Origin of the sequence: Luteitalea sp. (assembly GCA_009377605.1) — a bacterium.
Taxonomy (GTDB): domain Bacteria; phylum Acidobacteriota; class Vicinamibacteria; order Vicinamibacterales; family Vicinamibacteraceae; genus WHTT01.
Map to the genome: position 1 here is coordinate 133,087 of WHTT01000002.1, position 13,478 is coordinate 146,564.

Genomic DNA, 13,478 nt, shown 5'->3' on the forward strand with positions numbered 1-13,478 from the left:
GGGCGCCCGGGCGTCAGGTGGACCCAACGAACAAGTGAAAGCCTCGCTCGATCGCCACGGACGCATCGAATCACCTCGTCACCCCCCTCACCCGGTCACCTTGTCACCTTGTCACCCCGAGTATCACCCTACTGCTGGTGCTTGAAGTGGTCGCCCAACGTCACGGTTGGCGAGCCGGAGTCACTCACGTACGCATCCCAGTCGCCGTGGAAGTGGGCATCTTTCAACGCTCGAATGCTGAGGCCGATCTTCCGCTCCGCCGGACTGAGCTTGATGACCTTCATCTGATGGGTCTCACCAACCTTCAGCTCGACTTTCTCCCCCTCGCGCTGGCCGTCGAACTCCGACACATGGACCAGCCCTTCCACACCCTCTGCAAGCTCGACGAAGGCACCGAAGTTGGTCATGCGCACGACCTTACCCTCCACGACGTCGCCGACTTGCGTGCGACCGAAGAACTCATCCCACACATCGGTCGCGAGCTGCTTCAGGCCGAGCGACAAGCGTTGGTTCTCGGCATCGATGTTGAGCACCATCGCTTGCACCGTCTCGCCCTTCTTGAGCACTTCCGACGGATGCTTGACGCGGCGGCTCCACGACATGTCCGAGATATGAATGAGCCCGTCGATGCCTTCCTCCACTTCGACGAAGGCGCCAAACTCGGTGAGGTTCCGCACCTTGCCGGTGATCACCGCCCCCACGGGATACTTGTCGGCGAGCTCCTCCCACGGGTTTGCCGCAACCTGCTTCAAACCCAACGAAATGCGCCGGTTGGCCGCGTCGACACCGAGCACCATCGCCTCCACTTCGTCTCCGACGTTCAGAAGCTTCGACGGATGCTTGACGCGCTTGCTCCACGACATCTCGGAGACGTGAATGAGCCCTTCGACGCCTGGCTCCAGCTCGACGAACGCGCCGTAGTCGGTGAGGCTCACGACACGACCACGCACCCGCGCCGTATCCGGATACCGTTCCACGACATCCGACCACGGGTCTGGCGCAAGCTGCTTGTGGCCGAGCGACACACGCTCGGTCGACGCATCGAACTTGAGCACGATCACATCGATCTCGTCGCCCACCTTGAAGAGCTCCGAGGGATGCTGGACACGGCCCCACGACATGTCAGTGATATGCAGCAGCCCGTCGATGCCACCGAGGTCCACGAACGCGCCGTAGTCCGTGATGTTCTTCACGACACCGCGCAGGACCTTCCCCTCGGCCAAGCTCTCGAGCGTGTGCTTCTTCTTCTCCGCGTTCTCCTCCTCGAGGAGCACCTTCCGCGAGAGGACGATATTGCCCCGCTTCTTGTTGACCTTGATGACGCGCATGCGCATCTCTTGCCCCCTGAGGGCATCGAGGTTACGCACGGGTCGGACGTCGATTTGCGAGCCGGGCAGGAAGGCGCGCACGCCAATATCCACCGCCAAGCCGCCCTTGATCCGCTCGATGACGCGACCGAGCACCACCTTCCGATCCTGGAAGGCACGCTCGACCTCGTCCCAGATCTTCATCTTCTCGGCCTTCTCGCGCGAGAGCACGATGTGGCCGTCTCTGTCCTCGGTCCGCTCGAGCAAGACGTCGACCGTGTCACCGGCCTGCACCGTCAATTGGCCGGTTTCGTCGAGGAACTCCTGGAGGGCAATCATGCCTTCCGACTTGTAGCCGACGTCAACAACAACCTCCGTCGAGGTGACCTGAAGAACCGTGCCCTTGACGACTTCTCCTTCCGCGATATGGCGGAAGCTGGTATCGTAAAGATCTAAGAGACGCGCGTACTCATGCGGATCCACTTCGGCATCCGCACTGGTCCACGAGGTGGTGAAATTTGCAGGACCGTTCACCGTGGTGTCTGGCTCACCTCCTTCGTGAAGCTCCGGCTTATCCGTGAGTTGTGGGTTTGACATAACGTTCTGGGAGTCCTCCTCCGCCGCATCGATGGCCGCAGTTGACGTACCGTCCGTCCGCTGCTCGCCAGATGGTCTTCTCTGACCTGGGTCGCGGCCGAATGACGTTCTGGGCTCTCGTTATTGAGCCAAGTAAAACATACTACACCACTTACCGTTACCTCGTCAACGTGCAGAGACAGTATCTGCAACGATCTCTGGGGATAGCGCCATGGCTAGAGCCGCTCGACCTTCTCGTCAACCTCCGCGGGCGCTGGGCGCGGCCAGCGGCCCCCGCCCAGCGGCGCCCCGTCGGCGGGAGGCGAACCGCCCTGCGGCGGCACCGACCAACGATGAGCCACATGGCATCCCGTGCTCGCTCGAGACGGAACCGCACGCCTCGGCCGTTCGGAGCGGCCGCCTGGAGATGCTCGAGCATCTCCGTGACCATCCTGAGAGTGGCCCCGTGCTGACGGGCGGCGACGTGGACGCCAACTGGGAGCTCGCCTACAGCAGCGGAGACGAGGCGCCGGGCGGTGACAACCAGACACCGGACCAGGTTCAGGTCGACGACATCGGCCGCTCGCTCGGTGTGGAGTATCAGGTTGACGAAGAGCTCGAGGGCGCCAGCAAGATCCAGGCACGCGACCGGCACCGCTGGGAGCTGGATCCCGCCTCAGCGGAGGACTATCCACGGCGGAAGACATGAGCTGTTGACCAAGGCACGCGCCACGCGGCCAGAGTAGACAGGCTCACGTCATCCACTACGTCCCGCATTTTCCATCTTGCACGTGGGATCGACGAGCGACAAGACCTCGCGAACGACGGCGTCGACTGTCATCTTCGTCGTGTCGATGAGCACGGCATCCTCCGCCTTCTGGAGCGGTGATGCCGTGCGGGTGCGGTCCGCTGTATCACGGGCGCCGAGGGCGGTCGCCACTTGCCTCACGTCGCCCCCCTCACCCGCGTGCGCGGGATCGCTCGCACGACGACGCGCTCGTTCCTCGGGCGACGCATCGAGATAGAGCTTCACGTCGGCATGCGGAAACACCGTCGTGCCGATATCCCGGCCTTCCATGACCAGGTGTCCACTGCTGCCGTAAAGGCGTTGTCGCGTGACGAGGGCTGTGCGCACGGTCGGCAGGCGCGCCACGGCCGCGGCCGCCTCGTCGATGCGTGGCGTGCGGATGACCCGCGTCACGTCGTGACCGTCGATCTCCACCTTGTGCGCTTCAACGACGAAGTCAGCACGCTCCGTAAGGTCCGCCACGCGAGCTTCGTCTGTGAGAGACAGACCTCGTTCGATCGCGAGCCACGCCACTGCGCGGTACATGGCGCCCGTGTCGATATACCGATATCCAAGTGCCCGCGCCACGGCACGCGCCACGGTGCCTTTCCCCGCGCCAGACGGTCCATCAATGGCAACGATCATCTGTCAGCTCACGTTTCCAGCCGTGACCAACGGGACACCACCCGGCGGGCACACACCTGCGCGTGCATTGTATCCTGACGCCGATGAGTCGCCTGATGCGGGTCGGTCTTGCAGTTGTCGCGGCTGTTCTCGTGGTCGCCCTTGCCCGCCCCGCCGCGCGGTACGCACATAGTGCGGCGCTGCTCGTCCGCGTGGGTGCCCAAGGCGGCGAGTGGGCGGCAGGAGCCGCCGGCCTCATCGAGACCACCGTCACGACTCGCTCGGTCGTGATTCCCACGCGTAGTGGCACGCTGCAGGCCCGTGTCTACGTTCCGGGCCGTGTGCGCACGCGCCCGCTGCTCCTGACCGGTGGAGTGCACGCGCAAGGGATCGACGAGCCGCGGCTCGCCGGCCTCGCCCGCAACCTCGCGGCGCACGGCACACCTGTGATCACGCCGGAGCTGCCGGACCTGGTGGCGTACCGAATCACGCCGCAGCTCCCGAGCCAGATCGAAGACGCAGCGCAATGGGTCGCCGGCATGCGCCCGTTCAACGCGGATCGCATTGGCCTGGTTGGTATCAGCTTCGCGGGCGGGCTCTCCATCGTCGCAGCGACGCGGCCAGCCCTGCGAGACAAGATTGCGTTCACCGTCTCGTTTGGTGGCCACGGCGACTTCCGGCGCGTACTGCGCTATCTCTGCACCGGCATCCAGCCAGATGGCTCCCCCCTTCGCCCGCACGATTATGGCGCGGTCGTCATACTCTTGAATGTCGCGGACCGCATCGTACCGCCCACCCAAGTAGCGCCGCTGCGTGAGATGCTCGTGACCTTCCTACGCGCTTCTCACCTGAATATGGTGGACCGGAAGCGGGCTCGTCGGATGTTTGCCGATACGACCCGGCGGGCGCGCACTCTACCAGAACCGGCACGGACGTTGATGCGATATGTGAACGAGCGCGACGTGGCGGCCCTCGGTAAGGCCCTGCTCCCCTTCATCGAGGGATATGGTCAAGAGCCATCGCTTTCACCGGAGCGATCGCCCGCACCACCGGGGCCTGTCCATCTGCTCCATGGCTCGGGTGACAATGTCATCCCCTCGATGGAGTCGACGTACCTTGCGCGCTACCTGCGTTCGCACGGCACTCAGGTCGACCTCTTGCTGAGCCCCCTCATCACACACGCCGAGCTCAATCACGAGCCAGGAATAGCGGATATGTGGAATCTGGTCGCGTTCTGGGCAGGGCTTGAGTGGTAGGGGGCGAAGCCTTGGGGGACAGGGTCGACAGGGTGAGGGGTCGACAGGGTGAGGGGGTGAGAGGGTGAGGGGGTGACAGGGTGAGGGGGTGAGGGGGTGAGGGGGTGACAGGGTGAGAGGGTGAGAGGGTGAGGGGGTGACAAGGTGATTGGGGGTTGCTCGGTGGTCCGCGGGCTAACGACCAGGCCGCACAGCCTCACGCAGCCGCTCCCCGGTCACTCCCCGTCACCTTGTCACCCCCTCACCCTGTCACCCCCTCACCCCGTCACCCCCTCACCCCGTCACCCCGTCACCTTGTCACCAAGTCACCCAAACCGGCTGCCTCCCGAAGCTTCCGGACTTCTTCGGCGGTGAGATCGCGCCAGGCCCCCGGTTTGAGGCGGCGGTCAGCAATGGGGCCGATCCGTGTGCGCCTCAACGTGATGACGGGATGGCCTACCGCCTGGCACATGCGGCGCACCTGGCGGTTGCGACCCTCGTGAATGGCAATCTCGAGCAGGGCTTGGTCGCCGCGGGATGTGCGCAACCGCCGCAGGACACGGACACGCGCGCGTGCCGTGCGACGCGCCACGCCCGCCTTGTGTCTTGGGATCTCGAGCGGTATGCCGCGAACCAACTCGTCGAGCGCAGCCGCAGAGGGCACACCCCACACACGCGCTTCGTAGACGCGCGCAATCTCGTGGCGCGGGTGCATCAATCGCGCTGCGAGCTCACCATCGTTGACAAGGAGGAGCAAGCCCTCGGAGTCATAGTCCAGGCGACCAACCGGATAGAGATACGTGGGCAGGCGGCCAAGCAACGTCAGGACGGTTGGCCGGCGCTGGGGGTCGTGGCGGGTCGTCACGTAGCCGACCGGCTTGTACAGCAGGAGGTAACGACGCGCGGCGGGGCGACGCACCCGCTGCCCGTCGACACGGACATCGTCACCGTCGAGATCTGCCTTCGCGCCGAGCGTCTGCACGACACGCCCGTTGACACTGACGCGTCCCGCCTGAATGAGCTCCTCCGCCGCACGGCGCGATGCGACGCCCGCGGCAGAGAGGATCTTCTGAAGGCGCATCTTCATGGGAAGGCGTCAGGGGTCAGCAGGCGTCAGGGAGCAGGCCGTCAGGGCCGCTCAGGAATCAGGCTTCAGGAGGCAGGAGTCGGGCCGTGTGGGAAGTGACGGGGTTGACAGGGTGAGCGCGTGACAAGGTGAGCAGGTCACCCCCTCCAGTCTTCCTCCCCATCCGCTTGATCCCTGGATCCCTCGGTCCCTAGATCGCTGCTCTCTCCCGCCTGGTCCGTGCCTGATGCCTGATCCCTGTCCCCTGACACCTGCTGACCGCTGCTCCCTGACGCCTGATCCCTTTCTTCTTCGAACGGCAACGTGGCTGAGGCCGCGTCACCCTCGGCGCCAACGACGAGATCGAAGCCGAGTAGCTCTGACATGTCTTCGACCTTCGGCAGATCCGCCAGGTCGACCAAGCCAAAGCGATCGAGGAACTCTCGAGTGGTTGCGTACATGAACGGCCGGCCGACCACGGGCTTACGGCCGGCAATCTTGATGAGCTTCCGATCGAGGAGCGTGCCGAGGACACCGGCGGTGTTGACACCGCGCACCTCAGCGATCTCAGCCGCCGTAATCGGCTGCTTGTATGCGACAACGGCCAAGGTCTCGAGCGCCGCGCGTGAGAGCTTCTGCGCCGTGGTGCGTTCCTTGAACAAGCGGCGCACCCACTCGTGGAGCTCCGGACGCGTGACGATCTCGTAGCCACCTGCAACCTCCACCAACTGCAGGCCCGGCGATCGCTCGTACTCGGCAGCGAGCTCATCGAGCGCCGCGCGAACCGCCTCCTTGCTTTCGGGCTCGATCAACTTGGTCAATTGCTTGAACGAAATTGGCTCTGGGGAGGCAAACACGAGCGCCTCGATGATGGCCCTCAGCGGGTGCGCCGGCGGAGCGGCGGCCGTATCGTCATCGATTGCGGACTCCGCGTCCTTGGCTGCGGCGGCAAAGCGGTCGAGGAACTCCGCCGCACTCGCCGCCGGCTCTTCCGCGGCGTCGCCAGACCGTGCCGTGTCGGAGACGTCCAGCGGCGTCACGTCGGCGAGGGAGTCGGCGCGTGCCTCTTTCCCGGAGCCGGCGCGCTTGCGGCGCTTTGCTTCAGTGTCCACCTGATTCACCATCGGTTGCTCGACTCGCTTCTGGCTCACCTGTGTGATTCGACCCGTCGATTGGCGATTCATGGGTGATTGCCGCGTCGCCAATCGGCCGGGGCGCCTGGCTCGGCCGGGCACGCTTGTAAATGCGAATCTCGCCCAAGGCCCCCTGTTGGAAGACCCGTACGAGCTCGAGCCGAATCATCTCGAGCAGGGCCAGAAAGGTCACGACCAAGTCCGACCGCGAGGCGACATCGTCGAAGAGATCTTCGAAGCCAATGGCCTGATGCTCCGACAGGCGACTGGTCAGCTGCTCGATGCGGGTCTCGATCGAGATTTGCTCCGCGGGCAGCGGTATATCGGGGCGCTGCTTGGCGCGCTCCAGCACGGCCCTGAACGCGCTGATCAGGCTGAAGAGGTCGACCTCGATCTCGACCTCCGCGTCATCCGGCTCGTTGCGCAAGGCGGCGATCCGCGCATCCGGCCGTGCGAACTGCGCGCTCCTCACGGTCTCGCGCTCGTGCAGCAGGTCAGCGGCGCGCTTGAACTTCTCATGCTCGATGAGGCGGCGCACGAGGAGCTCACGCGGGTCCTCATCGGGCGCCTCCTGCTCGGGAGCCGGACGGGGCAGCAACAGCCGCGACTTGATGTGGATGAGAGTCGCGGCCATGACGAGGAACTCGCCCGCGATATCGAGCTGGAGCTCCTGCATGAGTGACAGGTAGCCGAGGTACTGCTGTGTGACGAGCGAGATGGGAATGTCGTAGATATCGACTTCGTGCTTCTTGATCAGGTGGAGGAGTAGATCGAGAGGGCCCTCGAAGGCCTCCAGCTTGACCGGGTAAGCCTCGAGAATCGACTCGAACCCGTGATGTGGTGCCTGGTCGCTCGTCACGCGCCACCTGTCCGAAGCGTCATCGACCCGCCCGCCTTTAGGGGGCGGGCGCAACTAATATTTCAGCTTGACCGCCTCGCGCACACGCTCCATCGTTGCGTGGGCGACGCGGCGCGCCTTCTTCGACCCTTCGAATGCTATCTCGCGCACGTGCTCCGGACGCGCCCTCACCTCCGCGCGGCGCGCGCGAATCGGTTCCAGCACGTCGTTAATCGCCGCAACGAGCTTCTTCTTCACCTCGACATCACCGACCCGGCCAGCTCTGTAGCGCGCCTTCAGATCATCGACTTCCGCCGTGTTGCCGTTGAAGGCGTCGTGATAGACGAAGACCGGGTTGCCTTCGACAGTGCCCGGGATGTCGGCGCGAACCCGCGCGGGATCCGTGTACATCTGCATGACCTTCTTCCGGACCGTCTCCGCATCGTCTCCGAGCTCGATGGCGTTGCCGTAGCTCTTGCTCATCTTACGATTGTCGAGGCCCGGAAGGCGCGGGAACTTCGTCAGCAACGGCTGAGGCTCGACGAAGACCTGACCGTAGAAGTTATGGAAGCGCCGGACGACCTCGCGCGACAACTCCAAATGCGGCACCTGATCATCGCCAACAGGGACGTGCGAGGCGCCGTAGACGATGATGTCAGCCGTCTGGAGCAACGGGTACCCGAGAAAGCCATAGGTGGAGAGATCCTTCTCCCGCAACTGCTCCTGCTGCTCCTTGAAGGTCGGCACACGCTCGAGCCAGGGAACCGGAACGACCATCGAGAGCAACAGGTGTAGCTCGGCATGCTCCGGAATCAACGACTGGATGAAGATCACGCTCTTCTCCGGATCGACACCCGCCGCGATCCAGTCCGTCACATTGTCGAGCGCGTGGGCTGTCAGCTCGCTGGTCTCGGCGTAGTCGCTCGTCAGCGCGTGCCAGTCTGCCACGAAGTAATAGCATTCGTAGTCGCGTTGCAGCTCGGCCCAATTCCGGAGCGCCCCGACCAGGTGGCCAAGGTGCAGTTTGCCAGTCGGGCGCATGCCCGACACTACTCGTCGTGTCACAGCGTGAGAAGCCTCATGAGAAACCAGACGGGCGGAATGATGATCAACTCGAGCACGTTCAGCAGCAACAGCCCATAGAGAATGAACACACCATAGGGCCGCACGCGGTCGAACTGCCAGGCCGCTCCGTCCGGCAACAGCGCGCCGAGCACGTTCCCACCGTCGAGCGGCGGGATGGGAAGCATGTTGAACACGGCCAAAATGAGGTTCACCTGCACGGCCTGCATGAGCAGCATGGCGAGCGGCAATCCCGCGCCAAGCCCGCCCGACGCCTCCGTGCTGAAGGGGAACAGGCGCAGCAGCACTGCCGCCAGCACCGCCAGGCCGATGTTGGCGACCGGGCCGGCGGCAGCCACCCAGAGAAAGTCTCGCCGACCTCGCCGTAGCCGGTCGACCCGCACCGGCACGGGCTTCGCCCATCCGATCAGCGGAGCGCCTGACACCAGGGCGATCACTGGCAGCAACAACGACCCGATTGGATCGAGGTGCACCACAGGATTGAACGAGATACGTCCGAGCAGCCGCGCCGTGGGATCGCCGAGCCGGTCGGCTGTCCACGCGTGTGCCATCTCATGGATCGTGAGGGAGCCAAGCAGCACCAGCAAGCCGGTCACGATCGCGGGGATGTTCGATTCAGCCAAGCGACCTAGCGTACGGCAATTCCGGCAGAGCGGCAAGTTGGGGTGATGGGGTGACAAGGTGACAAGGTGACAGGGGGTGCTCGGCGAGCGAGGTGAGATCGGGGGCTCCCGGCCAGGCCTACACACGCTCGAGCAGCCTAGTCACCTTGTCACCCCGTCACCGTGTCACCTAGTCATCCCCTCACCGGCCGGCGAAGTGCCGCAGCACTGCATCGGCCGCCTTCGGACCAATGAGGGCCGTCAGCTCCTCCCGCGTCGCACGGCGCACGCCCGCCAGGCTCCCGAGCGTCGTGAGCAGCAGCTTGCGGCGCCGGACGCCAATGCCGGGAATGGCATCGAGTCCCGAGCGGAGATCACGCTGGCGGCGTCGATGCCGATGGAAGGTCACCGCAAACCGATGCGCCTCATCGCGCACGCGCTGCAACAAGTGCAGGGCCCCAGAGTCGGGCGCAAAGGCAAGCGCATCAGGCTGGTCGCGCGTGAAGACCAGCTCCTCCTGCTTCGCGAGACCGATGGCGACGAGACGGCCCAAGCCGAGCTCCTCGAGGGCGGCATACGCGGCATTCAGTTGCCCCTTGCCGCCGTCGATGACGACCAGGTCTGGCCATGGGCCACCACGATCGTGTGCCCGGCGATAGTGCCGGTGCACGACTTCGTGCAGCGCGGCGAAGTCATCCAGGAAACGGGAATCGGAAAGATGCCTGTCATCCCGATAGAGTCCCTTGATTTTGAACTTGCGATACTCACCACGCTTCATCCGACCGTCCTCACAGACGACCACCGACGCCACCGTCTCTGCGCCCTGGATCGTGGAGATGTCGAAGCATTCGATTCGTCGCGGCAGCACCGGCAGGCCGAGCGCAGATTGCAAGGTCTCGAGCGCGAGGTAGTTCGTGGCCCCTTCTTGATTGAACCGGGTGTCGTAGGCGAGCGCCGCATTGCGCTGTGCAAGATCCACCAACGCGCGCTTGTCGCCGCGGCGCGGCGTGACGACCTGCACACGCCGGCCGGTCTGACGGCTCCACAGCTCTCCGAGCAGCTCGGCGTCTTCGAGTGACACAGGCACGTGCACCTCCGGAGGCGGCGGGTGCGCAACATAGAACTGCTGCAAGCCGGCCTGCACGACCTCCGCCTCCGTGGCGCCACCGAGCTGATCCGCATCGTTCACCAGCTCGACGCGATCGATGACGCGGCCGTGCCGCATGCGAAAGATCTGCAACACGGCGCCCGCGGCCCCAAGCTTGATGCCACACGCATCGCGGTCACCGAACCGCGGCGTGGCCATCTTTTGCTGGCGATCTCGGAGCGTCTCCACCGTACGAAGCGCATCGCGAAGCTGCGCGGCCCGCTCGAACTCCTGAGCCTCCGCCGCGCCCAGCATCCGGCGCCGCAGCTGGTCGATGAGCTCGTCGTTGCGACCCTCGAGGAACAACCGTGCGTCGCCCACGGCGCGCGCATACTGCTCGGGTGGGCAGATCGTCTCGACGCATGGCGCCACGCAGCGCTTGATGTCGTGCTCGAGGCAGGGCCTGCCGCGCTTGCCGGTAATGACCTCGTTGCACGAGCGGATCCCAAACAGCTTATGAGTCAGATCGATGGTACGGCGCGCGAGGGAGGCCGGCAGGAACGGCCCCGCGTAGAACGCGCCATCCCGCTCGACCCGCCGGGCGACCATGATCCGCGGCGAGGATTCTTGCATCGTCAGCCGAAGATACGGGTAGTTCTTGTCGTCGCGCAGGAGGATGTTGAACTTCGGCGAGCGCTCCTTGATGAGATGGTTCTCGAGCGCCAGCGCTTCGACGACCGAATCGGTGACAATCACGTCGACGTCGGCGATCTCGTCCAGCAGGGCGTCGGTCTTGACATCGCTACCGCGCGCGCCGATGTAACTGCGCACGCGGTCGCGGAGCGATCGCGCCTTGCCGACGTAAATCGTCTCGCTGGCGGCGTTCGTGTAGAGGTAGACACCCGGTTGCTCGGGCAGTCGCGCGATACGGGCCTTGAGCTTCTCGACGGCCATGGACTAGACTGCGGCACTTGGGTTTGCCGTCCGAACCCTTCATTATACGTCCGGTTTCACACTGCCATGACGTTCACCGGCGCCATCGGCGCGATTTGCCTGTTCCCACTGCGCATCATCATTCGACTATGCGTGACGCTTCGCATCCATCCAAACGTCCTCACCTTCACCGGCGTGATCATCAACGCCTCCGCCGGATGGGCGCTTGCGCAAGGACGCTTCGTGGCGGCGGGTGTCATCATGATCGTCGCCAATCTGTTCGACTTCATCGACGGCAAGGTGGCCCACGAGCTGCAGGTCCAGAGCGCGTTCGGGGCATTCTGGGACTCCACGATGGATCGCTTCTCCGATCTCGTGCTGTTCATTGGCCTCATCTACTTGTACGCGTCGCTCGATCGGACCGACTACGTGCTGCTCACCTGCGTGACGCTGATGTTCACCGTGATGACCAGCTACACGCGCGCCCGTGCCGAGTCGCTCGTTGAGAAGTGCAAGGTCGGCTTCATGGAGCGGCCGGAACGCATCGTGCTCTTCATGATTGGTGCCCTGACCAATCGCATGGCGGCGGTCCTGTGGGTGATCTGTGTGCTCTCGGTCTTCACGGTGGCCGACCGCATCTACTACACGTGGCGGGCGCTCGGCGACCAGCCACGAGGAGCGGCCGCATAGTCATGCCCCGCCTTGGATTGGGCCGCGCCCTGTGGCGCACCCTCTATTGGACCTACGAGCGCGCCACGTGGCAGTACGACCTCATGGTGATCGCCATCCTGGCGTTCGTCTGGCTCACCCCGCCGGACTGGCTGGCGGACCCCATGGCAGAGGGCTGCGGCCCGCTCGGCTGGCTCTGGGAGCTGTTCAGGTAGGGGTCGGAATGAAGAGCTGCCGCCAAACGACGTAAGGAGCTTACGACGCTCGTCAGCCGCCCCGCGAACGAGCGCACCACACCGTTCGCGTGACAGCCGCGTGCATTCGATTGGGTTCTGTGAGAGACGCTACCCTAGTCGAGATCCGGCGACGTCTGGTCGAGGTTGACCGAACGCTTTTGTTCTCATCAAGGGAGCTTTTCGACCTTCGAGGGGAAGTCTTTTCAGGGACAGCGGCATCGCCCTATCCCCCTCGCGTCGGCTCCTCCGCCTAGCGGGCAAAGCGGTCGAAAATGTCCACGAGCTCCGTCAGGCGCTTGCGCTGTTCTTCACCGCCCAGGGCCACACCCTCTGGGACGCAATGGTCAACGTGATAACGCAAAACGGCAAGGCTGATGCGGTTGATGGCCGCTTCCGCGGCGGCGAGCTGCTGCAAGATTTCAATACACAAACGCGGTTCCTGCACCATTCGCCGTATCCCACGGACCTGCCCCTCGACGCGCTTTAACCGCGCGATCAGGTTCTGCTGATGGGATTCGTCGATCAACGTTTCGCTCCTGGAAACTATCGCGTCCATTGTAGCTACCTCATCCATTGTAACAATCCTAACACGTTCCGCGTTTGGTGGTGTCCCGCTGCGCCCTGCAGGGAAGAGTGTGCTGCTGTTTACGTCCTCTTCATTAGACGGTATCGCGGTCGTCGCGGACGCCGAGATCCAACGCCCGGTCCGCGAAGTGGATGTCATGCCGGGCGATCTTGTCCCGGAGCAATCGCCGAGCCTCCCCGTAGTACGCCTGTGGCACTATCAAATATCGCGCCACCCGGGCCATCCTCGGCATGAGTAGCAAGGTGAGCTGCTCCCCTTCGCGCCAGGAGAGCCCCGCAATCATGTGGTAGGGGAGATAACCGGTCTCCGACCATACGCCATCCGCATAGAAGCCACGGGCAATCCGTGCCGTCAGGGGAGCCAGGTAGCCATAGTAGATGAGCATCATGAGCTCGCCGAAGACGTCCGCAGGGGGTCGCTGCTGGAGCACCAGCTTCACGAAGACAATGACGCCGAGCGTCATCGCGATGGCGAGGCCGAGGCCATAGTAAGGAGGCCGCCGAGCAGGCCAGGTGAGCTGCGCCGACGCTCGGAGCCGTCGGGACCGTATCAGGTCCGCGAGCAGCCGCACGTTTGCAATCAGGAACCCGACGCCAAACAGCAGGAGAACGATAGAGAGGATGCGGGCAAGATCCAATGTCGTTGGAAGAAATCGACCTTCGTCCTCGATCATGCGAAGAACGTCCGGGGAAGGTCAAGGCGGGGCCTGTCGCGAC

15 protein-coding genes are annotated in these 13,478 nt (G+C 64.2%); 5 read left to right on the forward strand and 10 right to left on the reverse strand.

Annotated elements, in window-relative coordinates:
• Positions 1-128 precede the first annotated feature (128 nt).
• Positions 129-1,904 carry a 30S ribosomal protein S1 gene (locus GEV06_01330; GenBank protein MPZ16546.1) on the reverse strand — a complete coding sequence of 592 codons (1,776 nt, stop codon included), beginning with the start codon at positions 1,902-1,904 and terminating at the stop codon, positions 129-131.
• A gap of 211 nt (positions 1,905-2,115) precedes the next feature.
• On the opposite strand from GEV06_01330, the gene GEV06_01335 reads away from it, so the two are divergent.
• A complete protein-coding gene (locus GEV06_01335; protein MPZ16547.1) occupies positions 2,116-2,592 on the forward strand; it encodes a hypothetical protein in 477 nt (158 codons plus the stop codon).
• Between the two features lie 48 nt (positions 2,593-2,640).
• Here the strand turns inward: GEV06_01335 and GEV06_01340 are convergent, their stop codons facing one another.
• Entirely contained in the window at positions 2,641-3,315 is a 675-nt protein-coding gene (locus GEV06_01340) for a (d)CMP kinase (protein ID MPZ16548.1), read from the reverse strand.
• Positions 3,316-3,398: 83 nt separating this feature from the next.
• Between GEV06_01340 and GEV06_01345 the strand changes: the two genes are divergently transcribed.
• Both GEV06_01345 and GEV06_01350 read left to right on the forward strand, forming a co-directional pair.
• Complete coding sequence (locus GEV06_01345; GenBank protein ID MPZ16549.1) at positions 3,399-4,550, forward strand: hypothetical protein; 1,152 nt, start codon at positions 3,399-3,401, stop codon at positions 4,548-4,550.
• A gap of 162 nt (positions 4,551-4,712) precedes the next feature.
• Positions 4,713-4,904 carry a hypothetical protein gene (locus tag GEV06_01350; protein MPZ16550.1) on the forward strand — a complete coding sequence of 64 codons (192 nt, stop codon included), beginning with the start codon at positions 4,713-4,715 and terminating at the stop codon, positions 4,902-4,904.
• Here GEV06_01350 and GEV06_01355 read toward each other — a convergent pair.
• The 6 genes from GEV06_01355 to uvrC all read right to left on the reverse strand — a co-directional run bounded on the left by GEV06_01355 (position 4,840) and on the right by uvrC (position 11,292).
• On the reverse strand, positions 4,840-5,610 hold the full coding sequence (locus tag GEV06_01355; protein MPZ16551.1) for a pseudouridine synthase: 771 nt from the start codon (positions 5,608-5,610) through the stop codon (positions 4,840-4,842). The genes GEV06_01350 and GEV06_01355 overlap by 65 nt on opposite strands.
• 143 nt (positions 5,611-5,753) lie before the next feature.
• Positions 5,754-6,779, reverse strand: a complete 1,026-nt coding sequence (gene scpB / locus GEV06_01360; GenBank protein ID MPZ16552.1) for an SMC-Scp complex subunit ScpB — start codon at positions 6,777-6,779, stop codon at positions 5,754-5,756.
• The gene (locus tag GEV06_01365; GenBank protein MPZ16553.1) at positions 6,697-7,548 is read right to left on the reverse strand and encodes a segregation/condensation protein A; all 852 of its coding nucleotides are present in this window, start codon (positions 7,546-7,548) and stop codon (positions 6,697-6,699) included. Before GEV06_01365 ends, scpB begins: the two co-directional genes overlap by 83 nt.
• A gap of 93 nt (positions 7,549-7,641) precedes the next feature.
• Positions 7,642-8,631 carry a tryptophan--tRNA ligase gene (trpS, locus tag GEV06_01370; protein ID MPZ16554.1) on the reverse strand — a complete coding sequence of 330 codons (990 nt, stop codon included), beginning with the start codon at positions 8,629-8,631 and terminating at the stop codon, positions 7,642-7,644.
• The gene (locus tag GEV06_01375) at positions 8,628-9,257 is read right to left on the reverse strand and encodes a site-2 protease family protein (protein MPZ16555.1); all 630 of its coding nucleotides are present in this window, start codon (positions 9,255-9,257) and stop codon (positions 8,628-8,630) included. The genes trpS and GEV06_01375 overlap by 4 nt, the downstream gene beginning before the upstream one ends.
• Before the next feature lie 196 nt (positions 9,258-9,453).
• Positions 9,454-11,292 carry an excinuclease ABC subunit UvrC gene (gene uvrC, locus GEV06_01380; protein ID MPZ16556.1) on the reverse strand — a complete coding sequence of 613 codons (1,839 nt, stop codon included), beginning with the start codon at positions 11,290-11,292 and terminating at the stop codon, positions 9,454-9,456.
• A 66-nt stretch (positions 11,293-11,358) separates the two neighbouring features.
• Between uvrC and GEV06_01385 the strand changes: the two genes are divergently transcribed.
• Together GEV06_01385 and GEV06_01390 are read left to right on the forward strand one after the other, a co-directional pair.
• Entirely contained in the window at positions 11,359-11,961 is a 603-nt protein-coding gene (locus tag GEV06_01385) for a CDP-alcohol phosphatidyltransferase family protein (protein ID MPZ16557.1), read from the forward strand.
• A gap of 2 nt (positions 11,962-11,963) precedes the next feature.
• Positions 11,964-12,155 carry a hypothetical protein gene (locus tag GEV06_01390; GenBank protein MPZ16558.1) on the forward strand — a complete coding sequence of 64 codons (192 nt, stop codon included), beginning with the start codon at positions 11,964-11,966 and terminating at the stop codon, positions 12,153-12,155.
• A 271-nt stretch (positions 12,156-12,426) separates the two neighbouring features.
• Here the strand turns inward: GEV06_01390 and GEV06_01395 are convergent, their stop codons facing one another.
• Positions 12,427-12,900, reverse strand: a complete 474-nt coding sequence (locus tag GEV06_01395; GenBank protein MPZ16559.1) for a metal-sensing transcriptional repressor — start codon at positions 12,898-12,900, stop codon at positions 12,427-12,429.
• Entirely contained in the window at positions 12,836-13,435 is a 600-nt protein-coding gene (locus tag GEV06_01400; protein MPZ16560.1) for a hypothetical protein, read from the reverse strand. Before GEV06_01400 ends, GEV06_01395 begins: the two co-directional genes overlap by 65 nt.
• Positions 13,436-13,478 lie beyond the last annotated feature (43 nt).